At 70.3% G+C, this 26,080-nt stretch carries 24 protein-coding genes, 1 tRNA gene and 1 pseudogene; 12 read left to right on the forward strand and 14 right to left on the reverse strand.

The features are described 5' to 3' along the window. Positions 1–15 precede the first annotated feature (15 nt). The 6 genes from ACNF49_RS03775 to ACNF49_RS03800 all read right to left on the reverse strand — a co-directional run bounded on the left by ACNF49_RS03775 (position 16) and on the right by ACNF49_RS03800 (position 6,019). The gene (locus ACNF49_RS03775; RefSeq protein WP_357983178.1) at positions 16–1,554 is read right to left on the reverse strand and encodes a radical SAM protein; all 1,539 of its coding nucleotides are present in this window, start codon (positions 1,552–1,554) and stop codon (positions 16–18) included. Continuing rightward, positions 1,551–2,282: a prolipoprotein diacylglyceryl transferase gene (locus ACNF49_RS03780; protein WP_357983175.1), complete on the reverse strand. Its 732-nt coding sequence runs from the start codon at positions 2,280–2,282 to the stop codon at positions 1,551–1,553. The genes ACNF49_RS03775 and ACNF49_RS03780 overlap by 4 nt, the downstream gene beginning before the upstream one ends. A 4-nt stretch (positions 2,283–2,286) precedes the next feature. Next, a complete protein-coding gene (locus ACNF49_RS03785) occupies positions 2,287–2,577 on the reverse strand; it encodes a hypothetical protein (RefSeq protein ID WP_482942808.1) in 291 nt (96 codons plus the stop codon). A 394-nt stretch (positions 2,578–2,971) separates the two neighbouring features. Further along, positions 2,972–3,244: a hypothetical protein gene (locus ACNF49_RS03790; RefSeq protein WP_357983169.1), complete on the reverse strand. Its 273-nt coding sequence runs from the start codon at positions 3,242–3,244 to the stop codon at positions 2,972–2,974. 454 nt (positions 3,245–3,698) lie between these two features. After that, complete coding sequence (locus ACNF49_RS03795) at positions 3,699–4,325, reverse strand: response regulator (RefSeq protein WP_357983166.1); 627 nt, start codon at positions 4,323–4,325, stop codon at positions 3,699–3,701. After that, positions 4,322–6,019 (reverse strand): histidine kinase, encoded by a 1,698-nt coding sequence (locus ACNF49_RS03800; protein WP_482942809.1) that lies wholly within the window; start codon positions 6,017–6,019, stop codon positions 4,322–4,324. The genes ACNF49_RS03795 and ACNF49_RS03800 overlap by 4 nt, the downstream gene beginning before the upstream one ends. A 434-nt stretch (positions 6,020–6,453) precedes the next feature. Here ACNF49_RS03800 and ACNF49_RS03805 point away from each other — a divergent pair, with 434 nt between their 5' ends. Beyond that, on the forward strand, positions 6,454–6,999 hold the full coding sequence (locus ACNF49_RS03805) for a hypothetical protein (protein WP_482942810.1): 546 nt from the start codon (positions 6,454–6,456) through the stop codon (positions 6,997–6,999). Between the two features lie 57 nt (positions 7,000–7,056). Further along, positions 7,057–7,129, forward strand: a tRNA-Arg gene (locus tag ACNF49_RS03810). Positions 7,130–7,229: 100 nt separating this feature from the next. On the opposite strand, the gene ACNF49_RS03815 is transcribed toward ACNF49_RS03810, so the two are convergent. Then, positions 7,230–7,757, reverse strand: coding sequence for a site-specific integrase (locus ACNF49_RS03815; RefSeq protein WP_482942811.1), 528 nt, complete (start codon positions 7,755–7,757; stop codon positions 7,230–7,232). A 61-nt stretch (positions 7,758–7,818) separates the two neighbouring features. Between ACNF49_RS03815 and ACNF49_RS03820 the strand changes: the two genes are divergently transcribed. From ACNF49_RS03820 to ACNF49_RS03835, 4 genes are all read left to right on the forward strand, one after another. Beyond that, the gene (locus tag ACNF49_RS03820; protein ID WP_482942812.1) at positions 7,819–8,175 is read left to right on the forward strand and encodes a GntR family transcriptional regulator; all 357 of its coding nucleotides are present in this window, start codon (positions 7,819–7,821) and stop codon (positions 8,173–8,175) included. After that, positions 8,145–8,612 (forward strand): SRPBCC family protein, encoded by a 468-nt coding sequence (locus tag ACNF49_RS03825; protein WP_482942813.1) that lies wholly within the window; start codon positions 8,145–8,147, stop codon positions 8,610–8,612. Before ACNF49_RS03820 ends, ACNF49_RS03825 begins: the two co-directional genes overlap by 31 nt. Positions 8,613–8,997: 385 nt before the next feature. Then, complete coding sequence (locus ACNF49_RS03830) at positions 8,998–9,402, forward strand: hypothetical protein (protein ID WP_482942814.1); 405 nt, start codon at positions 8,998–9,000, stop codon at positions 9,400–9,402. Positions 9,403–10,167: 765 nt separating this feature from the next. Then, the gene (locus ACNF49_RS03835) at positions 10,168–10,788 is read left to right on the forward strand and encodes a YxiH-YxzG fusion protein (RefSeq protein WP_482942815.1); all 621 of its coding nucleotides are present in this window, start codon (positions 10,168–10,170) and stop codon (positions 10,786–10,788) included. A gap of 76 nt (positions 10,789–10,864) precedes the next feature. Here ACNF49_RS03835 and ACNF49_RS03840 read toward each other — a convergent pair whose 3' ends face one another. The 4 genes from ACNF49_RS03840 to ACNF49_RS03855 form a co-directional block, all read right to left on the reverse strand. Continuing rightward, a complete protein-coding gene (locus ACNF49_RS03840; protein ID WP_482942816.1) occupies positions 10,865–11,368 on the reverse strand; it encodes a hypothetical protein in 504 nt (167 codons plus the stop codon). Between the two features lie 110 nt (positions 11,369–11,478). Then, positions 11,479–12,954 (reverse strand): PrsW family intramembrane metalloprotease, encoded by a 1,476-nt coding sequence (locus ACNF49_RS03845; protein WP_482942817.1) that lies wholly within the window; start codon positions 12,952–12,954, stop codon positions 11,479–11,481. 2 nt (positions 12,955–12,956) lie between these two features. Further along, positions 12,957–14,063: a hypothetical protein gene (locus ACNF49_RS03850; RefSeq protein ID WP_498702045.1), complete on the reverse strand. Its 1,107-nt coding sequence runs from the start codon at positions 14,061–14,063 to the stop codon at positions 12,957–12,959. Between the two features lie 589 nt (positions 14,064–14,652). Next, positions 14,653–15,465 carry a TetR/AcrR family transcriptional regulator gene (locus ACNF49_RS03855; protein ID WP_482942819.1) on the reverse strand — a complete coding sequence of 271 codons (813 nt, stop codon included), beginning with the start codon at positions 15,463–15,465 and terminating at the stop codon, positions 14,653–14,655. A gap of 70 nt (positions 15,466–15,535) precedes the next feature. Here ACNF49_RS03855 and ACNF49_RS03860 point away from each other — a divergent pair, with 70 nt between their 5' ends. The 4 genes from ACNF49_RS03860 to ACNF49_RS03875 all read left to right on the forward strand — a co-directional run bounded on the left by ACNF49_RS03860 (position 15,536) and on the right by ACNF49_RS03875 (position 18,723). After that, positions 15,536–16,246, forward strand: a complete 711-nt coding sequence (locus ACNF49_RS03860) for a hypothetical protein (RefSeq protein WP_357983094.1) — start codon at positions 15,536–15,538, stop codon at positions 16,244–16,246. A 161-nt stretch (positions 16,247–16,407) separates the two neighbouring features. Further along, complete coding sequence (locus tag ACNF49_RS03865) at positions 16,408–16,980, forward strand: RNA polymerase sigma factor (RefSeq protein WP_482942820.1); 573 nt, start codon at positions 16,408–16,410, stop codon at positions 16,978–16,980. Next, a complete protein-coding gene (locus ACNF49_RS03870; RefSeq protein ID WP_482942821.1) occupies positions 16,977–18,005 on the forward strand; it encodes a CU044_5270 family protein in 1,029 nt (342 codons plus the stop codon). The genes ACNF49_RS03865 and ACNF49_RS03870 overlap by 4 nt, the downstream gene beginning before the upstream one ends. A 97-nt stretch (positions 18,006–18,102) precedes the next feature. Next, positions 18,103–18,723, forward strand: a complete 621-nt coding sequence (locus tag ACNF49_RS03875; RefSeq protein ID WP_357983085.1) for a DedA family protein — start codon at positions 18,103–18,105, stop codon at positions 18,721–18,723. Between the two features lie 42 nt (positions 18,724–18,765). Here ACNF49_RS03875 and ACNF49_RS03880 read toward each other — a convergent pair whose 3' ends face one another. Further along, positions 18,766–20,316, reverse strand: a complete 1,551-nt coding sequence (locus tag ACNF49_RS03880; protein WP_482942822.1) for an FAD-dependent monooxygenase — start codon at positions 20,314–20,316, stop codon at positions 18,766–18,768. 320 nt (positions 20,317–20,636) lie between these two features. On the opposite strand from ACNF49_RS03880, the pseudogene ACNF49_RS03885 reads away from it, so the two are divergent. Further along, positions 20,637–21,521 (forward strand): annotated as a pseudogene (locus tag ACNF49_RS03885) (BTAD domain-containing putative transcriptional regulator); the annotation flags it as partial. A 2,034-nt stretch (positions 21,522–23,555) separates the two neighbouring features. Here ACNF49_RS03885 and ACNF49_RS03890 read toward each other — a convergent pair. Beyond that, on the reverse strand, positions 23,556–24,392 hold the full coding sequence (locus ACNF49_RS03890; RefSeq protein WP_357983079.1) for an ABC transporter permease: 837 nt from the start codon (positions 24,390–24,392) through the stop codon (positions 23,556–23,558). Beyond that, complete coding sequence (locus ACNF49_RS03895) at positions 24,389–25,330, reverse strand: ATP-binding cassette domain-containing protein (RefSeq protein ID WP_482942823.1); 942 nt, start codon at positions 25,328–25,330, stop codon at positions 24,389–24,391. Before ACNF49_RS03895 ends, ACNF49_RS03890 begins: the two co-directional genes overlap by 4 nt. 157 nt (positions 25,331–25,487) lie before the next feature. On the opposite strand from ACNF49_RS03895, the gene ACNF49_RS03900 reads away from it, so the two are divergent. Further along, positions 25,488–26,066 (forward strand): hypothetical protein, encoded by a 579-nt coding sequence (locus tag ACNF49_RS03900; RefSeq protein WP_482942824.1) that lies wholly within the window; start codon positions 25,488–25,490, stop codon positions 26,064–26,066. Positions 26,067–26,080: the final 14 nt, after the last annotated feature.

Consider the following 26,080-nt stretch of genomic DNA (forward strand, 5'->3'; position numbering starts at 1 on the left):
CGTACGGCTGGGTCTTCAGAGGATCACCAGCCCCGGCTTGGCGGCCACCGCGGACAGCCGCTGCCGCGACAGCTGCGGCCAGGCCTGCACGGCGCAGAACGGCGCGCACTGGTCCTGCTCGGCACGCGTGCCGACGTGCACGCAGCACTGCGTGAGCCGCTCCTCGATCATGGTCGAGATGTCCATGAACGGCTTGATCGTGATCCGCACCACCCGCTCGCCCAGCATCCTGCGCAGCTTCCTGCGCCGGCCGGGCAGCGCCGAGGAGGCGAGGGTGAGCAGCGTGGCGACGCCGAGGTCGCAGTTCTCGCAGATGTCCCGCCACAGGTCGCCGATCTGCGGGTGGGACAGCGACGACTGCTCCGACAACAGCCCGAGCAGCGATTCCTGGACGGCCAGCCGCAGCTCGCGCGGCAGCTCGGTGTCGGCGATGCGGTTGGAGACCAGGCCCAGGTTCGCCTTCAGGCGGTCGTGGCCCATCAGGGCGACCAGCGAGCGCCACTGCTGGGCGTCGTCGCGGATCAGGTAGCCGACCGAGCAGCAGTGGGGGTGCGAGCAGGGCAGGGCGGTCAGGTCGCGCCAGGTCACCAGGCCGCCGGTCTGCGGGCCGAGCCGCTTGAGCACGCCGGTGTGGGTGAGCCGGTCGGACGGGTCGATGACGCCCGACCGGCCCGAGCCGAACTGGGGTTGCAGCGACACGCCGCCGACGAACGGCGTGTCGAGCGCGAGGCGCACGACGTCGCCGATCTCTCCGTCGTTGACGCCCAGGGCCGCGGTCATGACCAGGGTCGTGAAGATCTCCCGCTCCGACAGCCGCCGTACGGCCTCCGCCTTGATCCGGCGCAGGTCGCCGCCGCGGTGGTGCTTGGACGCCTCGGCCGACGAGCCGTCGTACTGGAGGTAGACCTCCACCCGGTCGCGGTGCTCGGTGAGCAGGTCGAGCAGCGCGTCGTCCCTGGCGATCAGGACGCCGTTGGTGTTGATCAGGATGCGGGTGACCGGCCGGCCCACCAGCTCGGCGAGGAGGGTCTTCAGCTCGGGGTGGAGCGTGGGCTCGCCGCCGCTCAGCATCAGGACGTCGAGCTTGCCGTTCTCCCTGGCCAGACGCTGGTCAACGTTCGCCAGTACGTCGGCCACCGGGACGACGCCGGTCAGGTCGGGTGAGCTGTCGGCGAAGCAGGTGGGGCAGCGCAGGTTGCACGCCTCGGCGATGTCCTCCAGGAGGATGCAGGTGTGCTGGGTCTGCATCTCGGGCAGGCCGTTGAGGTACGCGCCGGGGATCGGGGCGAAGTTTCCGGACACGTCGGGGATGTGCTGCTTGGTGGGAGCGGTCCACTCCTCCAGGTAGGAGAGGATCTCCGGGTCCTCGTCGTACAGCGTGCGGATCAGGCCGTGTTCGCGGCAGCCGCGTTCCAGCCACACCTTGCCGTCGCGTTCGGCCAGGTAGCCGCTCAGCCGTTCGACCTGGTCGAGGTCCTGGCCGTGGCATTTCGGGCAGAACGCGTTGACGTACCGGAGGATGCGATCTCCCCGCAGCCCCATCCCTGCGCTCATGTCGTGACCTTCCGTTTGAAAAGGGCATCGTAGTGGCCTCGACGCCAGCCGTACGCGAGCCTGAGCGCGAGCAGCGTCAGGCCGGGAACCAGGAAGCACTGCGGCCCGGTCAGGCCGAGCCACAACGTCTCGTTCGCCCTGGTGAACTCGACCAGGAACCGGAAGACCGCGTATCCGGCGAGATAGAGCGTGAACAGTTCCCCGGGCTCGGTCAGCCGCTTGCGCGCCCACCGCAGCGCGACGAACGCGGCCAGCTGGAAGACGATCTCGTACACGAACGACGGGTGCATGGCCTGGCCCGTCAGACATCCCGGGCATTCCGGCGTGGACGGCGGCGCGTGCACCCCCCAGGGCAGGTCCGTGGGCCTGCCGGGGGCCTCGGTCAGGTGGCAGCCGATACGGCCGATCGCCATGCCGAGCGCCACCGCCGGGGCGAACAGGTCACCGGTGCGCTCCTTGTAGCCGATGACCTTCTTGGCGACCAGCACGCCGACGTACGCGCCGGTCAGGCCGCCGAGGATGCTGCGGGAGCCGTACAGCCAGAGGTCGGCGAGGTCGAGCGTCTCCAGCCAGCCCGCCAGGCGCATGCCGATCGCGCCCCCGACCAGGGCTCCGGTGACGGCGACCAGTGACTGCTCGTTGAGCGCGCCCCTGGCCCTGGCCTCGCGGACGAAGACCACCGAGGCCACCAGGACGCCCAGGCCGACGAATATCTCGTGGTACGGCATGGTGTCAGCCGTACAGGCTGGGGTTGAGACCGGTGCAGACTCCGGCCGTCAGCATCGACCACAGTGCCCAGCCGATCGCCAGCCCCAGCCCGAGCCCCCGCGACCACGACTTGCGGAGCAGCCCGAACCCCAGACCGCCGCCCAGGCCGACGAGGGCCAGCAGCACCGCGGCGGCGATCACCACCCCTGTGTTCGTGCCGTTGATGGCGGAGAAGAAGGCGAAGAAACCCACGATGCCGTTGACGACGGTGTAGGTGAACACGCCGACGACCAGCATCGCGCCGAGAAGCATCATGGAGTTGCGGCTGCTGGGTGTTGGTGGTGATGGTGGCGGCGGTAGAGGCGTCGACGGCAACGGTCCCGGCGGTGACGACGGGGGCGGTGGCGAGTTCACCGCCCCCGATTGTGGCGGCGGCGGGGGCAACGGTCGCGACTGTGACGGCGGCTGAGGCAACGGTCCCGGCGGCGGCGGCGGCAGCGGTCGTGACTGTGACGGCGGCGGGGGGAACAGTCCCGGCTGTGACGGCGGCTGAGGCAACGGTCCCGGCTGTGACGGCGGCGGGGGCGGTGGTGGTGGCCAGTTCTGGTGCGGCCCCTGCGGGCTTCGCGGACCCTGTGGCGGTGGTGTCGTCATCCCGCTACCTCTGGCCGGCAGGGGGTGGTACGTGCCGAGCGATCAATGCCTTCACCTATGCGTACAGGCCGGGGTTCAGCCCCGTGCAATATCCGGCCGAGACGATCGACGCCAGCGACCATCCGATCATCAACCCGAGCCCCAGGCCGAACGACCACGGCTTCCGCAGGACGACCAGCACGATGCCCACGCCGAGGCCCAGGAGCAAGAGGAACCCCGCCGCGACGCCGATCGCCGCCGTGGACTGAATGCTCACCGCGAGCAGCCCGACCACCAGGTTGATCACCAGGTAGGCGAAACTCCCGGCGAACGCCAACGCAACAGTCAACCCAGGCTGACGCCGCGCCTGCGACGGCCCAGCCGGCGGCCCGACCGACGGCCCGACCGGCGGCTGCCCGGGAGGAGGAGGCCCAGGTGGACGCTGCCCGAACGAAGGCTGCCCGGACGGATGCTGCCCGGACGGAGGCGGTCCAGACGGCCCGGACGGAGGCGGTCCAGACGGACGCTGCCCAGACGGAGTCTCCCCAGGCGCCCCGAACGAAGGCTGCCCGGACGGCTCGGACCAAGGCTGCCCAGGCGCCCCAGGTGAACGCTGCTCAGGAGGCTGCCCGGAGGGCGGCTGCCCGGGTGGACGCTGTCCCGATGGAGCCCGTTCGGGGGCAGCTCCCCGGGTGAAGGCTGGCTGCCGGGCGGCCCAGGGGGACGCTGTCCCGATGGAGGCCGCTCGGGGGCGGCTCCCCGGATGGAGGCGGCGGCGTGGTCACGGCGTTCACCCTACGGGGCTAAAGCGACTCTGAGTAGTAAATCGCCGCCTGGACACGGCTCTTCAGGCCGAGTTTGTTCAGCAGGCGACTGACGTGCGTCTTCGTGGTGGCCTCCGCCATGTCGAGCTCCTTGGCGATCTCGGCATTGGACAGGCCCCGGCCGATGCAGGCCAGCACCTCGCGCTCGCGCGGGGTCAAGGATTCCGGGTCAGGCGGCTCACGGCGGGGCGGCTGGTCGGCGAAGGCGGCGATCAACCGTCTGGTGACGCCCGGCGCGATCATCCCCTCGCCGCCCGCCACGAGCCTCACCGCTTCCACCAGGGCGTCGGCCTCGGTGTTCTTGAGCAGGAAACCGGCCGCCCCCGCCCGGAGGGCGCCGAAGACGTACTCGTCGACGTCGAACGTCGTGAGGATCAGGACGTCACTCACCCCCGCCAGCTCCCTGGTGGCGGAGATGCCGTCGAGACGAGGCATGCGGATGTCCATGAGGACGACGTCAGGGCGCAGCTCGTGAGCCAGAAGGACCGCCTGCTCACCATCGGCAGCCTCACCCACGACCTCAATGTCGTCGGCACCGTCCAGAATCATCACAATCCCAGCCCGAACGGCCGCATGATCGTCAGCCACCAACACCCTGATGCTCATGCCACTCCCGTTCCGCCATCACCATTCCTGAGACGCTCCCCGTCCCTGAAACGCTCACCAACACCGCCCCTGAGGCGTACGCCGTCACCATTCCTGGGACGTTCGCCATCACCGTCCCTGAGACACTCCCCGTCCCCGTCCCTGAAACGCTCACCATCACCATCCTTGAGGCGTACGCCGTAACCGTCCCTGGGACGTTCACCGTCACCGTCTCTAAGGTGTTCGCCGTCGTCACCTGCGCTCTCGTCCACCGGCGCCAACGCTGCTCCTCCGTCCGCCTGCCACCGCACGGCCAGCCCATCCACAGCCCCAACGCCAGCCGCGGGCACCTGCACATCCGCACCCCGCCCCCTCGAAGCCCGCTCCCCAAAGCCCCGCTCTCCTGGAGTCTGCTCCTCTGATGCATGACCGCTCGACGAAGCCCGCTCCCCAGCAGCACGCACCTCCGAAGGACAGTCACCCGAGGCACGACCACCCAAGGCACGCCCATCCGAAGGACGACCACCCGACGCGCGACCGTTCGGCGGGCGGGCATCGAGCGACTGTGCGTTGGGGTTGAGCGACGTCGGAAAGGCCGCCGCAATGCGCCACCCATCCCCCGACCGCCCCGCCTCGAAGAACCCCCCGACCAGCGAAGCCCGTTCACGCATGCCGATCAGCCCCGCCCCCGAACCCGGCAGCCGAGCCCCCCGCCGCCCGACCCGGTTCTCGACCGTCAGGAGAACCTCCCCGGGTTCGTACGTCAGCGAGACGACAACCGGCGCCTCACCATGCTTGAGCGCGTTCGTCAGCCCTTCCTGAAGGATGCGAAAGCCGGCCAGATCCACCGATGCCGGCACCTCACGCAGCTCCCCGTCGACCCGCAGCTCGACCGCCATCCCAGCCCGCCGCGTACGCTCGACCAGACTCTCCGCGTCGGCCAGCCGCGGCCGGGTGGCCTCAAGCTCCGGCCCGTCCCCTTCACGCCCGCCGTTGGCCTCCCGCAGCAACCCGATCATGTCCCGCATCTCGGCCATGCCCTTGACGCTGTTCTCCCGTACGGACTCCATGACCTTGCGGACCGTCTCCCGATCCAGGTCCTTACGGGACAGAGCAGCCGTCGACTGGATGGCGATGGCGCTGAAATGGTTCGCGATCATGTCATGCAGCTCACGAGCCATCCGCGTACGCTCGGCCGCGATCGCGGCCTGCCGGTCGAGCTCGGCCAGATGCGCGACCTGCTCGGCCCGCGCACGTTCCGCGGCCGCCCGGTCGCGCTGCTCCCGCAGCACCCAAGCCGTGGTGACCGGCGTGACCAGCACCAGCCCCGCCTGGATCCCCATGACGGCCAGCAACCGCCAGTCCGCCGCGATGAACGCCGCCACCGCCCCGCCGACCACGGCCAGCACCGTCGTGATCCCGAGCAGCCACCGAGCGAGCCGCGCCGGCCCGTAGAGCGCCGCGGCGTAGAGATTGTCGGTGAACACCAGCACGGTCGCCAGCGACGGACCCACCAGCCCGTCGATCGTGACGGCCACCACCCCCAGCGCCAGCGACCACAACGGAGCCCGCTGCCGCAGCAACACGGCCGAACACGTGATCGCCAACGGCACCAGCAGCACCCACACCGGCACGCCGCGGCGCAGGTATCCACCGGCCAGAATCAGCAGCGCCCCCAGAACGAAGGCCACCCCGGCCGCCACCCAGGGCGGCACCCTGCCCTTCTCCTGGCCGCCGCCGGAAGCCCCTCGCGCCTCGAACCGCCTCAACCACCGCGAACCCCCGCGCACCCCGGCCCCCCACGGCAGCGGCACCGACCGCCACCACTGTGAAACCGACCGCGTCAAGGCCGGCGGCCAGTCAGCGACCCTACGCACCCGGACCACCCGGCCTACTCCGACCCCGCCCACACCGTGAAGCACCCAAGCCGGCCCCCAGCGGCGCCCCGGACGGCGTCGCCCGACCCGCCACCGCCCGCGCCCCGGCGCCACAGCCCCTCACCGCCGCTCGTGTCATGTCCTCATCTCACCACTCCCGAACGCCGCCGCCGTCCTCCGAGGGTCAGCCTGTGGATACACCTTTCGATGTATCCACAGGCTCGTTTTCGCCGACGATGTGCCGGGCCGCGAATCCCAGCAAGCTGGTGCATGTGATTGTCGCCATCCTCATCGGCTGCGAAATCGGCTTCTGGCTCCTCCTGGGCCTCGGCCTGGCCTGCCGCTACCTCTGGAAGCGCCGACGGCTGAGCACGGCCCTCCTGCTCTGCGTCCCGCTCCTCGACGTGGTCCTGCTGGCCGCGGCGGTCATCGACATGCGCGGCGGCGCCACGGCGGACCTGCGCCACGGTCTGGCGGCGGCCTACCTGGCCTACTCGATCGTCTTCGGCCACCGGACGATGCGCTGGGCCGACGCCCGCTTCCACCACCGCTTCGCCGACGGCCCCCCACCCTGGAAGCCTCCAGCAGGCGGACCCGCCCGGACGCGCTACGAGTGGACGTTCTGGCTGAAACTGCTCCTGGCGTACGGAATCTCGTGCCTCATCCTCTTCGGCCTCATCTGGCTCGTGAACGACCCTTCCCGCACAAAAGCCCTGGTCGACTTCATGCTCAACCTCCTCAAGGTTCCCCTGATCGCCCTGATCTGGCCGGTGAGCCACACACTCTGGCCCAAGAAGGAGGAGTCGGCTCGCCAGTGATCGCGGTATTCGGTTCGATGCACTGCACAGAACCCGCTATGCTTGCTTACGCAGCGAGCGGCCGTAGCTCAATGGATAGAGCATCTGACTACGGATCAGAAGGTTGGGGTTTCGAGTACCTCCGGCCGCACACATGCGAAAGGCCCGCTCCCAGGGGTTCCTGGGAGCGGGCCTTTCCGTTTGTCAGGACAATCTCCAGATCTTGCTAACGCCTCTGCTAACACGACTTCTCATCCCTGACCGATCGCCTCAACGAAGACATCGGCGGCTGACGCCTCGGCGGCGCGGATCGCATGGGCATAGACCCTGAGGGTGATCGACGGGTCGGCGTGGCAGAGGCGGGCCGCGACGACATGAACAGGGACGCCGGCCAGGAGCAGGATCGTGGCATGGATATGGCGTAGGTCGTGGAGCCGTGCATGGGGCAACGGCGTGCCGGTGTTCGTTTGGTTGTACCGCTTGATCAAGATTGGGAAGAGCGAGCTGAGCGTGTCTGGGTGAACGGGCTCGCCCCATCCCGTGGTGAACACGTAGTCGCCAACGCCTCGCCACTCGGGGCCGAGCTGGAGCTTGTCCGCGGCTTGCTGGGAGCGCTGTGCACGGAAGACCTGGACCGTCCGCGCGTCGAGGCTGACGACGCGCTTACGACCGCTCTTGGTGGTGCCCTCGACGTGCTTGCCGTCGATGAACGAGGCCGAGCCGCGGATGGTGATCTGCCTGCCCTCAAGGTCGACATCGGTCCAGCACAGATGAAGCAAATAGCATTACTAGCCCTGCCTGTTCTATGGCGTTAGGTGCAGGGATACCTAGAGTCGTCCCGTGATCGAATGGGACCTGCGGCTCGTCGTGGCCGAGCGCATCGGCGACGGCATCTACCCGCCCCTCACCCTCATCTCCGAGGTGAAGCTGCAGGAGGAGTTCGACGTCGCACGAGTGACCATCCGCAAGGTGATGGAAGCACTCAGAGAACGAGAGCTGATCACTACAAAGCCCGGCGAGGGCTCCATCGTGTCCCCGCAGAAGTCATCCCTCGCCCATCTCGGGCGACACCTGAGGGGGATCTGTCCACGACACCTTCAAAGGCGCTGGTCTCTCTGTCGTTCCATGAGGATGGGCCTGGAGAGCTTCGGTCCTAGACTCGGGCCATGGACAGGACTGACCGCGCCAGCCGGCTGATCGCGGCACCACCGGCGACTGTCTACGGCGCCCTCCTCGACCGGGAGGCCCTCGAAGCCTGGTTGCCGCCGGACGGCATGCGAGGGCAGATCGAGCGGTGGGATCCCCGTCCTGGTGGCGGGTTCCGGATGGTCCTCACGTACCTCGACCCCACCGACAGCCCCGGCAAGACGTCCGACGCGACAGACGTCGTCGACGTCGGGTTCGCCGAACTGGTGCCACCGGAGCGCGTGGTGCAGCGGGCAGTGTTCGAGGCCGAAGACCCGTCGTACGCGGGCACCATGACGATGACCTGGCACCTCGCTGCCGCCGGCGAAGGGACCGAGGTAACCGTCACCGCAACGGACGTACCACCCGGCATCGACCAAGCCGTACACGAAGCCGGGATCGCCTCATCGCTGGCCAACCTGGCGTCGTACGTCGAAGGGGGCAGCTGACTCAGGTCGGCCTGCAGCCAACGGGCCCCAACCCGAATAGCATCGCCAGCGCAGGAAAAGTCGACGAAAGAGCAGGTCAGGCGGAGTGCTTCACGGCCCTGCCCGCAGATGGGTGGCTAGAGGCTGATCACCTCGCACACCGTCGACTCAGGCAGACCCAGCAGACGTCCTCGAACGCCCCTGGACGGGCTTCGTTCTTGGTACGGATCAGAAGGTTGGGGTTTTCGAGTACCGTCGGCCGCACACATGCGAATGGCCCGCAACCAGGAACTCTGGCCCAGGTGGGCGGGCTCGTTGTCGTTCTCATTACCTGGCGCGTAATCGCGGTCCTTACGTGCCTGCTGGCATCGTTCAGGTGTCGAAACGAGCACTTGAAGGAGCCGAGATGACCGCCCTCACCGTCACCGCCGACCGGACCAAGTTCCTGCGCCTCGCCCTTGTTGCGGACGCCGTCGTCACCGGCGTCAACGGACTGGTCTATCTGGCCTTGGCCGGGCCTGCGAGCGATCTGCTCGGGCCGGGCGCGGGGCTGCTGCGCGAGATCGGGATCTTCCTGCTCGTGTACGGCGCCGCCGTCGGCCTGGTGGCCGCACGTCCTACGATCAGCCAGAACGCCGTCAGGGCCGTCATCGCGTTGAACATCGTCTGGACGCTCGGCAGCGTGGCCGCAGTCGTGACGGGCGCGCTCGAGTTCAGCATGCTCGGGGCGGTCTGGGCCATCGCGCAGGCCCTGGTTGTGGGGCTGTTCGCCGAGCTGCAGATCACCGGCCTGCGCAAAGCCCGCCGCTGAACTCCGGGACAACCTGTTCGAAGGCATCGCCGACCGTACCGCCGCAGCCGCCGCGCCTTGAGTGCGGGGCGCGGCCCGGCCGCGCTCGTCGGCGTGGCTCTTTCACGGACCGGATCGGGGGCGGGCACCAGGGCGGGTGTGGCTTTCCCCCTGAATCCCGATCGGCGAGCCTTCCAGGCCGGACCGGCGGACGCGGCCTCGGCACAGCGGCTCGCCGAATAGTTCGGGTGGCACGCCGGCTCGCTGGTGACGTGTTTGTCCATAGAGGAATCGGGCCTGGCTGCTGATCCCGCCGTTGTTTCATGCCACATGGTCGGGCCGATCGCTTGCGATATGGGGATCGGCATCAAAGTGCGGCATCAGGGTGGTCGGTGCATGCGCTGGCTGGTATTTATTCAGGCGCGATTCAGGCACGCGATCAATTAGGTGTCTCCCATGCGCGGCCGCGGCGGGAGAAATCGAAAGACAGACGTTGTGAGGCTGCGCCATCACGCGGACTTGGCTCCGCCGTCCCAGGGCGCGGAAATGGTGAGTACGGCGGCAGGTCCCACGGGGGAGCTCGTCGTCGTGTGGGCCTCGCGGGAGAACTCCGATGCGCTGACCGCACGGACTGTCACCCCCGATGGAGGATCATTTCCTCATTCGCGTACGGGCGCGCCCGTCTCGTTACACGTCGCCACGTACTGTCCCCACCTGACGAGGTCGGTTTCCATCGCCCGGCACTCACAGGCGCACAACCACGTCCAGCCGCTGCCGGACGGGGCCGTGCTCTCGGTGGGGGCGCGGTGCCGATGGCGTGACGGAGCGGCCGAGTCCAATGCCGCCGTCTACGATGCCGATGGAAAGCTGCTGCGAAAGGGCGTGCTGGGCGACGGAATCGCCGACGTGCAGACGACGCTTTCCGACGACATATGGGTGAGCTATTTCGACGAAGGCGTGTACGGCAACTTCGGATGGGGAGAGACGGGCAATCCAGCACCCATCGGCTCCCCAGGGTTGATCCGCTTCGGGGCTGACCTGGCTCCCGCGTGGCGATATCCGTACGACGGTGAGTTCGGCGCGATCTCCGACTGCTACGCGCTGAACGTGACGGGAAATGAAGCCTGGGCCTACTACTACACCGACTTTCCGATCGTGCGGGTTCGAGCCGGCGCGGTTGCCGGTTGGCCCACGCAGGTGAGTGGCGCTCATGCGCTCGTCGTCGACGGCGACCGAGTGGCGCTTGTCGGCGGGTATGGGGGGCAGCGGCGTCGGGTGGTCACCGGGAACATCAAGGGAGAAACCTTGTCGGTGGGTCGTCCCAGCCGGCTGGTGATGCCCGGCGGACGGCCGGTTCCCAGGGGGCGGCCATCCTCGGCCGAGGCAGTGAGCTGCACGTCGTCGTAGGCACTGCTTGGTTGAAGGTGGGGTTCGAGGAGCTGGCGTCAGGGTGAGTGATCGAACGGCACATGCGGAGTCTGTGTCAGTCGAGTGGCCATAGCTTGCGGCCTTTGGCGAAAATGTTGCCGAGGACCGAGCGGGCCTGGACGAGATTGCCGTCGACGTCGCCGACCACGCTGTTGCGGTCGCCGATCTGGACCACGTTCTCGGCCGTGCCGATGAGGGTCGCGCCTTCCACCATCACCACTGTGCCGGACACGTGCCCCACGAGGGTGCCGCCCCGGACGACGACGTCGCCGTCCACGTCGCCGACCCTGACCTCGCCGGGGCCGACGACTTCGACCTCTCCGTGTCCGGCGGGTGCGACCCCGCCGGCGCCGGCCCTGTGGAGCTGCAAGATGTAGAGGCCGGTGGCGACCATGCCCAGCGCGCCCACGACGGCGGCGGCGACCCCGGGGACGGATTGGTCGCAGCGCCCTACGATCCACTCGTTCGCGGGCTTGGGCGGAGCGGGGTCCTGACGCTGTTCGTACGTGATGGTGCCGCAGTCGGCCGCCGCGGGGGCGCGCCGAGCAGCAGGATCCACACCGCTCCCCCGGCTGTGAGCAGGCATCGTGCCAGCAGCCGCTGCGTGCGGTCGTTCATCGGCAGTCCTTCGGGGCTTGGCGGTGGCGGAGAGACAGGATGGGTTCGGCGCTATGTGCTGTCTCCGGCGAGTACGGCCTTGATCGCCTGGACGCGGGCCCGCGACGACGCCTCGTCCGGTGCGAGCGGGTCGGCCTCGCCGCGCAGGCTGTGCCAGCGTTCCGTGGCGAGTTCGAGCTGGGCTGCGTGCAGGCGTGCCAGACGGCGGTAGGCGGTGATGCCGTGGCGCGGGGTCTTCGCGGCGCGTAGTGCGTCGACCTTGAGCCGGAAGCGCCGGGCGGGTGAGAGCAGCACTGCCGCTTCGGACTCGGTGATCGCGTCGCGGGCGGCGGGCGGCAGGGTGGTCAGGGCGACGCGCAGGCCGCCTGCTTCGCTGCGCAGTCCGTGGCGCAGAAGGAGCACGTACAGAATGACCAGAGGACTCTGGAACAGCAGCAACTGGGCGGGCGTCAGCACCAGGACGTTGAGGGTGTCACTGGCGGTGAACCACTTGTGGGACTCCTTGCCGATGTAGTCGAGCATGGCGTTGTTGCAGAAGTGCGCGCCGGCCGCCGTACCGAAGCCGAGGGCGATCGTGGTGATCTGCTGGGGACGGCTGTGCAGTTGCCGGGCGATGCCGAAGGCGGCGCCGGTGATGGCGGTGAACGCGGTGTGCGCGGCCATGAGCCCGGCCACCTGCCGGGCCCAGAAGTGAAATCCGCCGCTCGCCCCGTCGAAGGCGGCCATGTACGTGATGCTCTCGCCGAGGTTGAAGCCGAGCCCGGTCGCGGCGCCGACGACGACACCGGACACGACGGAGTCGAAATGCCGCCGGTAGAGCAGGAAGAGGATGGCCACGCCCGCCCCCTTGCCGAGTTCCTCGAAGAACCCCGAGACCATGGGCAGGCCGGTGTCCTTCAGGAGCATCACGTCGAGAGGGTTCTCCGGGAGCGGGAAATGCAGGGTGGAGAAGGACTTCCACCACTCGTTCATGGTCAGGCCGAAGCCGCCGGCGACGACCGCTCCCCATCCCAGGGCGGTCGCCAGCAGGAGCACGGGCACCCGCCGGAAGCGCTGTATGTGGTGCACGAGCCACAAGGCGTACAGGGTCGTCGGCAGGCACGCGAGAAAGGCCAGCACGTGGGCGCGCGGCCAGACGGCCAGGTCGATGAGGGACGGGATTCGCAAGGCCGGCAGCGCCAGCAGCATTGTCGCCAGCGTCCGGCGGTATCGCCGTGCGACCCGCTCACGGCGGTCCGGCGGCACGTGCCGGGCCTTCGCGTACCGCAGATGTCCCCAGGCGACGGCCGACAGCACCGCCAGCAGCGCCCAGCCCGGCAGGTACTGCCAGTAGACGAGCGAGTCGAGGATGTCCGAGAGCTTTTTCAGCTCCGGAAGACCTGCCTGCGCCACGTCGATCTGCGGCGGACGGACCAGGTTGATCAGCATGGTCAGCGCGACCAGCACATGCAACGACACCAGGACGAGCAGCGCCAGGCGCTGCCGCCGGCAGGCCGGCAGGAGGTGGGTAGGCGTTTCCTCGGTCATGGTCACCTGTCGGGCAGTGCGGGAGGGCTGGGACGGGCAGGTGGCGGTGTGGCGGGCGTCCCGGGCGGCTCCTGCCGGGTACCGGCGTGCGAGGGAACGGCCGTCGGCCAGGCGCGATCCGGCACGGGCGGGGACGGCCGGCCGGGGAGGCCGGGCAGGTCGTCCAGAGTGGTGTGCCGGTCGATCGCGCAGCTCACGATGAGTCCGAGGGTGAGCAGGCAGCCCCCGGCGATCGATGCATATGTCCGGAAAAAGCGCAGATGTGGCCGGGACTCGAAACCGGCGGGCTCCGGCAGCCTGCGAGGCGCGCGGGCCCGCTCGGGTTGCGCTGGGCGGGGGTGCTCGGGTTGCGGCGGGCGGGTCTGGCCGGGGTGCGGGGCGTGGGGGTGCGCGGGTTGCGGGGCGCGGGGGTCGGGCGGGCGTGGTTTTTGGGGGCGTCTGAATCTCTTGGGTCTGTTCGTGTACAGGAAGACGCCGAGCGCTGCGACAGCCAGCGTGATCATGATGCTACGTATCGCCGCCACCAGGCGCGTCAGCGTCGGCACTTCGTTTTCGTCTGTGGCCGGCGGTTGTACGAAGAACTCGCCGACCGGTTCGATGTCGCTCACGTGGCAGGGCCCCGCGCCGGGGATGGTGAGTGCGAGGTTCGTCGCGTGCAGCTGGTATGTGCCGGGGAGCGGCTTCCATGTGGCGTCGTCCAGGTTGCCGAAACCGGTCAGGACGGCGCGGCCGCCCACTGCTGTTCCACTGAGGGGAATCAGCATTTCAACCGTCGCCGCAGCCGGGCGATTGTCATAGTCTTCGAGCTGTTTGCCAGGCTGCAGGGAGAATGTCACTCTGCCGGAGATCTGCGTGGGCAGGCCCTGGACATTCCCGCCGGGAAATCCCCTCGGCGCAGCGATGTCACTTATGTCGAGCCGCGCCTGAAACGGCCCGGTTGGGCCGGCCGGAATCACCGGGGGTGATGTCACTGTCAGTTGCCCGGTTCCTCCCGTCTCGCAGGTGACGGAGGCTGGTCCGGAGTGAGCGGAGTTCGTGATCGCAGCGCCCGAGGCCTGGAGGGCGGCCACGAATCCCAGAGCGCCAATCACAAAAGGGACGTATCCCATAATCACACTTTCCGGACCGGACGTCGAAACTCAGGGCTGATAATTCATGCAACATATACCGGCCCACCCAAAAACTTGCCGACAAAGGCGCAATTGCTGACGAGAATCGGCCCGTAGAGAACTGGTCCGAGCCTGTTGGCGGACCATGGGGACAGGCGGCCAGGCTGGAAAAGACCGGCATGCAGGATCGCTCCTGCGGCTCAGGACTGGTGGGACCACAGGCTCGCGCATCAGGGGCCGGGTCCTCTGGGGCACGGCGGCCCAGTCCGTGGCCTCGCGACGAGCCGGGCAGCCGCCATCGATCCATGGCAGCGTGACGGTGGAGAACCAAGCGGCGGATGCGCCCCGCAACCGACGCGGCGGTGGCGATCACGCGCAACGGCAGCCCGTGGGTGTCCCCCACGAACTTCTAGCCCTTGGGCCCAGCACCGCTCGCAGGTCGCACACCATGGGCGGCCGGCTCGGCCGTCGCATTGCGCGCCGGCGGGCCGGCGAAGTGGGCCAGGTCGCTCGCGACGACAGCCGTGCTCGTCCTACCGACCGGAGGCGCCGTCGCCACCACCACGGACGCTCCCGCGTTGCGGCGTTCCTACTGCTGCACGTACGCCTCGATGCCGTCGAGGATTCTGGCGAGGCCGAATTCGAAGCCGTCGAGCGGAGGTTCGTCGGCGAGGAACATCGGGTCCTGGATCGCGTCCGCGACGGCGTTCAGGTTGCGGGAGCGGAGCTGGCCGTCCAGGAACACGCGGACCGCGCGCACCGCACGTTGCTGGTCGGGGTTCGCGCGGCGCAACGCGGCCGGTGTCGGGGTGTTGCGGCGCAGGCTGGCGCCGTACCGGGCGTGGCTGTCTAGCAGGTACGCGCAGTTCAGCATCAGCTGCGCCTCCATGCCGGTCGGCCCGAGCGCGGTGATCAGGGCGTCCAGCCAGGCCGCGTTGTGCGGGGTCAGGGAGACGGTCGTCGGCACGTCCAGCAGCCATGGACGGGAGAGGAAACGCTCGAACAGCCGGCGCGACCACAGCGCGGCCGCCTCCCGCCAGTCGCCGTCCGGCAGTTCGGGCGGGTCGCCCCAGGCACGATCGGCCAGGAGCACGATGAGCTCTTCCTTGGAGCTGACGTAGCGGTACAGCGCGTTGGCGGTCACGCCGATCCGGGCGGCCACCTTCGGCAGCGAGGCGGCGGCGATGCCCTCCTCGTCGGCCAGTTCCGTCGCGACCGCGATGATCTTCTCGACGCTGTGCGCCGGCTTGGGACCGCGCCGCCCGCCGGCGTCGACGACGCCCCAGGCGGCGGCCAGGCCCGGCGGCAGCGCATCGAGGTCGGCCTCGTCGGCGTGCCCGGGGTCCGGCGCGGGCTCGCGGTCTCGCGTGAGGTCGCGCCCGGAGCTCTTGCGTGGGGTCATGGCCGGCATCCTCTCGAAGATCTGAAGGAAATAGTAGACGGCTTACACAGTTGTTGCTACTGTGCATGCCATGAACACTTCATTACTTACACAGATTCAGCTCCCGCCCACGGCTCGCCGCTGGATCGGCGTGGCCGCGATCCTCGGCGCCGTCTTCGCGATGGCCGAGCTCCCCCTCTACTTCGTCGTCCCGGCATGTGACCCTCCGGCCTGCAGTGTCGAGACCGGCGCACTCATGCCGGACTGGCTGATCCTCACCCGTACGCTGTTCAACTTCTGCGCGCTGACGCTGTTCCTGGTGTTCATGAGCGGCGTCCGGTCTCTGATCACGCGGGCCGACGCCCGCTACGAATGGTTCGGGGCGGTCGCCGGCACCGCCGGCGTGGCGTGGACGATCATCGACATGGTCGCCAAGGGGATCGAGGGCAGCAACGCCATCAAGGCCGTCGAGGAGATCGACCCGACCCGTACCGTGCCCACCTACCTGCTCTACGGCTCCATGAGCCACCTGATGCTGGTCGTCTTCGGTGTCGCCTTCGGGTACGCGGTGCTGCGCACCGGCGCCCTTTCCCGGTGGGTCGGCTGGTCGTCGTTCGGCATCGCCGCACTGCACCTGGCCGGGGTGCCGTCGATGTTCTTCGGCTTCAACTCGTCGGAGTTCTACGCCTCGAACGGCTGGGGCGCGGTCGCGATGTTCAACGGCATCGCCGCCATCTGGGTGGCGGCCGTCGGCGTCGCGGCGCTGAGGAAGAGGGTCATGCCGGCGTCGAGGTTCGTCTGACGGCGGCGGCGCACGGGCACGTACGCGTGGCGAGTTCGGCGGCTCGGATTCCGCCGAACTCCCACGCGCCGAACCCGCACGGGGAGCGATGGAACTGAAGGGCCGGTGCGGGTGAGTTAGGGGGAAGGGTGCGAACGCGCCCTGCGGAAGGACTTCCCCATATGAGAGGACTCACCGAAGTGGCGGCCATCGCGGACGCCGCCCTCATCGAGGAGTCGCTGACCGACCCTGATCGGTTCGCGAGCCTCTTCGACAGGTACGCGGATGAGATCCACCGATATGCCACCAGACGCCTCGGCCAGGAGAACTCCTCCGCGGCCGACGACGTGACGGCGGAGACGTTCCTCGCGGCGTTCCGAAAACGGTCCCGCTACGACCTGTCCAGGCCGGACGCCGCGCCCTGGTTGTACGGCATCGCCGCCAACCTGATCGCCAAGCACCGCCGTACCGAGCTGCGCAGGCTGCGGGCCCTGGCCAGGATGCCGGGTCCCGACGACAACCCCTTCGAGCAGCGCAGCATCGACCGGATCGACGCCCAGCGGCTCGGTCCCCGCCTGGCCGACGCGCTGGCGAGGCTCTCATCAGCGGAACGTGAGCTGCTATTCCTGGTCACCTGGGCCGAGCTGTCCTACGAGCAGGCGGCTCAGGCGTTCGACATCCCGGTGGGCACCGTCCGTTCCCGTCTGTCCCGGATCCGGGCCAAGATCCGCAACGTCCTGGAGGACCCCCGATGAACGAGTTCGACCTGATCAACGAGGCCCGGCCGGAAGTGGCCCCCTACGACCCCGGCACCAGGGCCATGGCCAGGGATCGGCTGCTCAGGGCGGGACGGTCACGGTGGTCCTGGCGCAGGCCGTACACCTTCGCCCTCGCCGGAGGGCTGGCGGTGGCCGTCGGCCTGGTCGTGGTGCAGGCGCCGCCCGCCTCGACCCCGCCTCCCGAGATGAAGCTGCTGTCGGCCGCCGAAGTGCTCCACCGCGCGGCGAGGGCCGCCGTCGACGAGATCGAGCCGCGCGACGACCAGTACATCCTGGTGAAGACCCTGCAGACCATGGACCACTCCCTGATGCCCTACGACAAGTCCAGGGAGCACTACTACCGGCGCTTCAAGGACACCGTCTGGCTGCGGGCGGGTGAGCGGCAGCGGGGGCAGTACGCCGACGGCGTGCGCAAGCAGACAGACATCGAGCCCCTGGCCTATGCCGGCGAACCGATCCCGAAGTCCGCCTACAAGGACATGGGAACCAGGATCCAGCCCATCGTCTACTGCAAGGACTTCAAGAACGACTACCCGACGATCAAGAACCTGCCGACCGACGTGGAGGGCATGCGTGCCCACCTCGACGCCGTGTGGAAGCCCAAGGCGGAGAAGCTGACGCCGTTCCTCGCCTACCTCGCCGCACGTCAGCTGCTGTGGCAGACGTACCTGCCGGCCGCGCAGCGCAGCGCGTTGTACCAGGCCCTGAGCGCGTTCCCCGGCATCACCCTCGACGAGGGAGTACAGGACGCCGCGGGCCGCAAGGGCGTCGGCGTGGGCTTCACCAGCCCGGACGGGGTGCGCTGGGAGCTGATCTTCGACAGGGACACCTACGCGCTGCTCGGCGACCGGCAGGTGGTGGTCGACGCCAAGGCCGCCAGGTCGCCGGCCGGCACCCTGGTGTCCGCCACGGCGCAACTCGACATCTCGGTCACCGACTCCGCGCCCGAGGTCGAGGTCGAGGAGCGGTTCAAGAGCGGTAACTGGTGCACCGCCCCGTAGTACCGCAGAGGGCCGCCTGGGGGTGTGGTTTCCCGCACCCCCGAACGGCCACCTGCCTCATGGTGGCCGCACCCTGATCGTTCCTAGTCTCTGACGCATGACGGAATGGCTGATCGACCTGATGGAGATGCTGGGCGCGCCGGGAGCGGGGATCGCGATCGCGCTGGAGAATCTTTTCCCGCCCCTCCCCAGCGAGGTGATCCTGCCGCTGGCCGGTTTCACCGCCTCACAGGGGACCATGAGCCTGGTCGCCGTGCTCCTGTGGACCACCGCCGGCTCGGTGATCGGGGCGCTGGCGCTGTACTGGGTGGGCGCGGTGCTCGGCCGCGAGCGCACGCTGGCCCTGGCCGCCCGGCTCCCGCTGCTGAAGGTCTCCGACATCGCGAGGACCGAGGCGTGGTTCCTCAAGCACGGGCGCAAGACGGTGTTCTTCGGCCGGATGATCCCGATCTTCCGCAGCCTGATCTCCGTTCCCGCCGGGGTGGAACGTATGCCGCTGGGTGTCTTCACGCTCCTGACCACGGCCGGGAGCCTGCTCTGGAACACCGTGTTCGTGCTGGCCGGCTGGGCGCTCGGCGAGAACTGGTCGCTGGTGGAGTCCTACGTCGGCATGGGCACCAACGCGGTCATCGCCGTGGTGCTGCTGGCCGTGCTGGTCTTCGTGGGCGTCCGGCTGGGCGAGCGGCGCAAGGGACGGCATGCGGCGCAGACCGGCTGACGACACGCGGGAGCAGCCGGTCCAGCCGTGCGGCGCGGCTGGTCAGGTCCCGGCGTCCTTGCCGGTCAACGCGGTGAGGGCGTCGAGAAGAGTGGTGGCGGACGGGGGCGGGCCGGGCCAGCGGGCGGCGACGTGGCCGTCGGGGCGGACGAGCAGCGCGCCGTGCGCGGTGAGCCCGCAGAACGCGGCGTGTTCCGTGGGAAGGGGCTCGACCCGCAGCGGCCATGGCGTCGTGTGCCGCGCCCAGGCGGCGGGGTCCGGGGTGAGCACGGTGAACCATTCGCCGAACGTGTCCAGCGTCGAGCGGTCACGGGCGAGCCAGAGGTGTGGCATCCGGCGGCCCGGTTCCGCGCTGGGCACGTAGTCCGCGCCCGGCGGCTCCGGCGCGGGCCCTTCGCCCGCGAGGACGGCGCCGGAACGGTACGTGACGCCGAGCACCAGGCCGAGCTGCGCGAAGTAGCGCTCCGACCAGGGCAGCTCGACGTGGTCCGGCGCTGCCCGGCCCAGCTGGAGCTGGGCACGGCGCCGGTTCTGCACGCCGAGCATGAGCTCGGTGTTGGCCACCGCCTGGCGCAGCGTCCGGCAGGCGACGGGCCGCCGCTCCTCCTCGTACGTCTCCAGCAGGCCGGGAGCGGCCCACCCGCGCAGGACGCCCGCCAGCTTCCAGCACAGGTTGTGCACGTCGGCGATACCGGTGTTCATGCCCAGGCCGCCGACGATGGGCATCGCGTGCGCGGCGTCGCCGGCCAGCAGGATCCGGCGGTGGCGGAAACGCTCGGCGACGAACGCGTTCGTCTCCCAGTGCTGGATCCGTACGACGTCGGCCGGTACGCCGCCGAGGGCGCGCGACAGGAGGGCGGGCCAGTCGGCGTGCGGGCCGTCGTCAGGGGTGGGGACGAACCAGGCCCAGCCTCCTTCGGGATACAGCGGCGCGAACAGGCCGTGCGCGGTGAAGTAGACCCCGGCGGGCTGGTGGGCGCACCAGCGGCGGAGGTCGGCGTCGAACACGACGGTGGTGAAACCGCCCATCCTCCCCGGGCCGGTGACGCCGATGCCCAGCAGGTGCCGGACGGTGGAGTTCGCGCCGTCGGCGGCGAGGACGTGACGGGCGCGGAGCCGTAGGCGCTCGCCGCGCCGGGGGCCGTCGAGCAGGACGGCCACGACGCCGTCCGCCTCCTCGGTCAGGCCGGCGAGCTCGACGCCGAAGCGGGCCGGCGACGTCGCCCCGGCGAGCAGGACGGGTTCCAGGCGGTCCTGCGAGGTGACCACGCCGGTCACGGGGCTCTCGGGCACCGGCGCATCGATGCCGGTCATCGCCGCCGTGGCGAAGTCGCGGCTCCGCAGGGTGTCGCGGAATCGGATGCGGCCGTACTCGGGGGCGAACGCGTGGGCGGTGATCCCGGCGGCGAGCCCGAGCCCGCGGTAGATCTCCATCGAACGTACGTTGACCAGCCGGGCCCGTGGGAAGGGCGACGGCTCGCGGTGCCGTTCGACCAGCAGGACCCGGACGCCCCAGCGTTCCAGCAGCGCCCGTGCGGTGAGCCCGACCGGCCCGCCGCCGACGATCAGCACCTCCACCTCGCCGTCCGCCATGGGGACGCTCCGCAGCCGAGCCACGCCTCATCGTAATCAGGGGTGTGCGTGGGAGGCGGCGCGGGCCGGTGAATCGTCCGTAAGCTGAGGATGTGTCTCCCGCACTGGTCCTCCTCGACGGCGTCCGCTGGCACGGCGCGCGCGTCGTGGGCGACCGCGCGCACACCCTGCTGGCCGTGCTCGCCCTGCACGGGCGCGCGGGCGTCGGCGACGAGCGGCTGGTCGAGGAGTTGTGGCCCGACGGGGCGCCGGCCAACCCGACCAAGGCGCTACAGGTGGTCGTCTCCCGGACCAGGGCCGCGACCGGCCCCGACGTCGTCGTGCGCGTCCCGCGCGGTTACCGGCTCGGGCTGCCCGCGGGCCAGGTCGACGTCCTGCTGCTCGGGACGCTGATGGAGCAGGCGCGGGCCGCGCTGGGCCAGGACGACGCGGCGCTCGCGCGGCGCCGTGCCGAGGAGGCCCTGGACCTGGTCGTGGCCGGCGGCCCCGACGGCGCCACGGGCGCGCTGGCCGACCTGCGCGCCGCCGCGGCGCGGCAGGCGGCCGAGGCCCGGCGGGTGGCGGCGATCGCGGCCGGCCGCGGCGGCGCGCACGAGGCCGCGCTGCCGCTGCTGGAGGAGGCCGCGGCCCAACGGCCGCAGGACGAGGAGCTGCTGGCCTGCCTGCTGCGCAGCGAGGCCGCCGTCCGCGGCGCCGCCGCCGCGCTGGAGCGCTACGAACGCCACCGCTCAGGCCTGATCGCCCGGCTGGGTACCGAACCCGGCCCCGAGCTGGCCCGCGTGTACGCCGAACTCCTCGCCGCGGACCGGCCGGTGCGCGTCGGCCTCCAGTTCGACGGCTCCTCGCTGCTCGGCCGCGAGGACGACATCCGCGCCGTCCACGCCCTGTTGCAGACCAACCGGGTGGTCTCCGTCGTCGGCCCCGGCGGCCTGGGCAAGACGCGGCTGGCCCATGTGGCGGGCCGGAACGCCGCGCAGCCCGTCGTCCACTTCATCGAGCTGGTCGGCGTCTCCTCGCCGGAGGGCGTGGTGGGCGAGGTGGGGTCGGCGCTCGGGGTCCGCGACTCGGTCAGCGGGCGCCGGATCCTGACCGCCGGGCAGCGCGCCGACGTGCGCGCCCGCATCGCCCAGCATCTCGACCAGGCTCCGGCGCTGCTCATCCTGGACAACTGCGAGCACGTGATCGAGGCCGTCGCCGACCTGGTGGCGTTCCTGACCGTGACGACCCGCGACCTGCGGGTGCTGACCACCTCGCGCGCCCCGCTGTCGATCCCCGCCGAACGCGTCTACCTGCTCGGCGAGCTGCTCGCCGCGGACGCGGCGGAGCTGTTCCGCCAGCGCGCCACGGCCGCCCGCCCCGGGGTGCGGATCGGCGAGGAGGCGGTCGGGGAGGTCGTCGCCCGCCTCGACGGGCTGCCGCTCGCGATCGAGCTGGCCGCGGCCAAGGTACGGGTGATGTCGGTCGAGGAGATCGCGCGGCGGCTGGCGGACCGGTTCGCCCTGCTGCGCGGCGGCAACCGGACGGCCCCCGACCGCCACCAGACGCTGCTCGCGGTGATCGACTGGTCGTGGAACCTGCTGGCCGAGCCCGAACGGCGGGCCTGGCGCTGGTTGGCGCTGTTCGGCGACGGCTTCACGCTGGCCGCGGCCGAGCACGTACTCGGCCCGGACGCCCTGGCCATCGTGGACGCGCTCACCGAGCAGTCGATCCTCGGCGTCCGCGAGACGGCGTACGGCCTGCGCTACCGGATGCTGGAGACCGTCAGGGAGTTCGGGCGGCTGCGGCTGAAGGAGGCCGGCGAGGAGGCGGCGGCACGCGCGGCGCAGCGGGAGTGGGCGACGGCGTACGCCCTCGAACACGCCTACACGGTGTTCGGCCCGGCGCAGTACGAGTCGGTCGACGCGCTGCGCGCGGAGGAGGGCAACCTCGCCGACCTGCTCCGGCAGGCACTCGGCGAGGCCGACCCGGCCGCCACGGTCCAGTTGCTGGCCGGTGTGGGCTCGCTGTGGTCCATCCGCGGCGACCACACCCGGATCTTCGTCCACCGGGAGGCGATCGGCCAGGCGATCAAGGGCTGGGTGCCGCCACCGCGGCTCGTCGAGGTGACCAGGATCGCCCTGCTGATCACGCTGATGAACGCCATCGCCGTGACCGACCGCGTCCACGATCCCCTGCGCCTGCTCCTCCAGGAGCTGCCGCAGACCGGCGAGACCGATCCCCGTCTGAGGGCCATGACCGTGGTGGCGCTCGCGTGGGACCGCGACGACGCCCACCGCCAGCTCCTGGAGCTGCGCCGGAGCGCCGACCGCGACGTGGCGCTGGCCGCGGCGCAGGCGAGCATCCATGTCCTGGAGAACGTCGGGGAGGTGCACCAGGCGATCGAGGCCGCCGAGCAGACCCTGTCGCTGCTCCGCGACAGTGAGGGCCCGTGGCTCGGCGCGATCGCGCACACCGTCCTGGCACAGCTGCGGATGCAGCTCGGCGACCGCGGGCGGGCGGTCGGCCACGCGCGGACCGCCCTGCCGGTTCTGCGCCGGCTCGGCGCCGCCGACGACGAGGCCCAGCTCCGCTCGGTCCTGCTGATCTCGGCGCTGGCCGACGGCGATCTCGACGCCGCCGAGGCCGAGCTCGCCGGCATCAACGGGATCAGCGAGGGCGACACCGTGCTCGGCGGCGCGGCGATCGACTCGCTCTGCGCGGCCGAGATCGCCCTCGCCCGCGGGGAGACGGCCGCGGCGCTGGTGCACTACCGCAGGGCGGTCGAGCGGGCGCGCGACCTGCGTCCGCAGGGGGTGCCGTACGAGGGGGCCACGTCCTGGTCGGTCGTCGCGGAGTCGATCGCGCTGACGGCGTACGCCCACCATGCCGGGCCGCGGGAGGTCCGGTACGGCGCGGAGCTGTTCGCCGCCGCGCAGGGCTACGACCTGCTGATCGTGACGAACCCCGTCCTCGACTTCCCGGTGTGCGGCGCGATGTTGTTCGCGCTCGGGACGTGGGGGCTGCTGCGGCAGGCCCTGGAGACGGGCGACGCGATCAGGCTGCTGGTACTGGCCGAACGGTTCGCGTACAACAGCACGATGCCGAGCATGCACTTCGAGCTGATCGAGCCGCACGCGGAACGGGCCGCGCCGGGCCTGCTCGCCGCCGTCCGGGCCGGGTACGGCGACCGGCGCGGCCCTGACCTGCTCGACGAGGCCAGGCGGCACGTCGACCAGGTCTTCGGGCGTGACCGGCGGCGCTCACATGTGCCGCTTGTAGCTGCGCACCGACAGGGGCGCGAAGATCGCCATGACGACCGCGCACGCCAGGAGGGTCCAGGCCACCTCGCCGCTGACGAGGGCGTTGTTGGCGAGGTCCCGGGTGGCCGTGACCAGGTGTGAGACCGGATTGACCCGGACGAACGCGGCCAGCCATCCCGGCAGGGTCTCGACGGGCACGAACGCGTTCGACAGGAACGTCAGCGGGAACAGGATCATCATCGAGATGCCCTGCACGGCCTGGGCGCTGCGGGCGATCGTGCCGACCCAGGTGAAGATCCACGCCAGCGACCAGCCCGTGAAGATCGCCAGCAGGATCGCGGCCAGCACGCCGCCCACGCCGCCGCCCGGCCGGTACCCCATCACCAGGCCCATGCCGAAGGTGAGCGTGGCCGCGATCGTGTAACGCAGCAGGTCGGCCACCATCGGGCCGGCGAGCGGCGCGATCCGGGCGATCGGCAACGACTTGAACCGGTCGAAGACGCCCTTCTCCATGTCCTCGCGCAGCTGCGTGCCCGTCGCCATGCACGTCGTCAGCACCGTCTGGGCGAGGATGCCGGGGATCATCAGCGGGAGGTAGCTCTGCACGTCGCCGGCGATGGCGCCGCCGAAGATGAAGGCGAACATCGCCGTGAACAGCAGCGGTTGCAGCGCCACGTCGAAGAACTGCTCCGGGTTGCGGCGCATCTTCTTCAGCGCCCGCCAGGCCATCGACAGGGTCTGGCCGACGGTCTCCGCCAGGGTCACGCGCCGCCGGGCGGCCTCCACACGGTCGGCGGCCCGTACCGTCTCGCGGGTGGGGGCGATCATGGTGCTCATCGGTTCTCCTCCGTGCCGGTTGCGGCGTCGCCGTCCGTCCCGTGGCCGGTCAGGACCAGGAACACCTCGTCCAGGCTGGGCTTGGCCACGCTCACCGAGGAGATCGACACCCCGGCGGTGCGCAGGGCGATCAGCACCTCGGCGGCCAGGTCGGCCTGGTCGAGCGCGACGTTGAGGCGGCCCTGCTCCGGGCTGAGCACCGGGTCGGAGCCGAGCACGCGCCGCACGATCTCCACGGCGGCGGGCACCTCGTCCGGCTCGGCGAGCAGCAGCTGCAGGGTCGAGTTGCCGACCGCGCTCTTCAGCTGGTCGGGCGTGCCCTCGGCGACCTTGCGGCCGTGGTCGATGACGGCGATGCGGTCGGCGAGCTGGTCGGCCTCGTCCAGGTACTGGGTGGTCAGCAGCACGGTGCAGCCGTCGGAGACCAGGTCGCGGATGGCGTCCCACATCTGGCCGCGGGTGCGGGGGTCGAGGCCGGTGGTTGGCTCGTCCAGGAAGATCAGCGGGGGCCGGGTGATCAGGCTGACCGCCAGGTCCAGGCGCCTGCGCATGCCGCCGGAGAACTGCGAGATCGGCTTGTCGGCCGCGTCCTCCAGGCCGAACTGGCCCAGCAGCTCGGTGGCGATGCGCCGGGCGCGCGGCTTGGCGATGCCCTGGAGGCGGCTGAACAGCCAGAGGTTCTCGCGGGCGGTCAGGTTCTCGTCGACCGAGGCGTACTGGCCCGTGACGCCGACGAGCTGGCGGATCACGTGCGGGTTGGCGGCCACGTCGACCCCGAAGATCTCGGCGCGGCCGGCGTCGATCTTCAGGAGGGTGGCCAGCATCCGGAGGGTGGTGGTCTTGCCGGCGCCGTTGGGGCCGAGGACGCCGAAGATCTCGCCGGTGCGTACGTCCAGGTCGATCCCGTCCACGGCCCGGTGTGCGCCGAACGTCTTCACCAGCCCTTCGGCGCGGACGGCCGCCTCGGTGGCCGCTCTGGGGGTGGGCCGACCCCGGTGTGCCCGAGTTCTGTGATGCTCATGGCTCCACTATCGGGGACGCCGGTTTCATGGTGCCCTCGACAAGGTTTCACCGGTTGCCGAGGAGAATGTACGGATGCGTGAAGCGCCGTGGATGATCCTCATCGGTCCCGCCGCAGCGGGCAAGAGCACCCTCGGTGCGGGCATGGCCGCGGCGACGGGCCGGAGCTTCGTCGACATCGACGCGATCGGCGCCGACTACTACGCCGAGACGGGCTGGGACATGGACCGGCTGCGCTCCCGGATCCGGGCCGTCGGCCGGGTCGCGGCCGAACGGGAGTGGGAACCGGCCCGCGTCCATGCCGTGGAACGCGTGGTGGCCGACCACCCGGACACGATCGTCGCCCTCGGGGCCGGCCACAGCCACTACACGCGGCCGGAGCTGTTCCTGCGGGTCCAGGCCGCTCTCGCGCCCGTCGAGCACGTGGTGCTGGTGCTGCCCTGCGCCGAGGAGGGGCGAGCCGTCGAGGTCCTGCGGCGGCGCAGTCTGGCCACGAAGAGCACCGACTGGACGAGCGCCGACGGCCACGACTTCCTCGCGGAGTGGGTGCGCGACCCGGGCAACCGCGCCCTGGCCACGACCGTCCTGCACACCGACGGGGAGACCCCCGGCCAGACCCTGGCCCGCCTCCTGACCGCGTGCGGGGCCGGCTAGACGAGTAAGTCCTA

The organism is Actinomadura sp. ATCC 39365 (assembly GCF_054392275.1).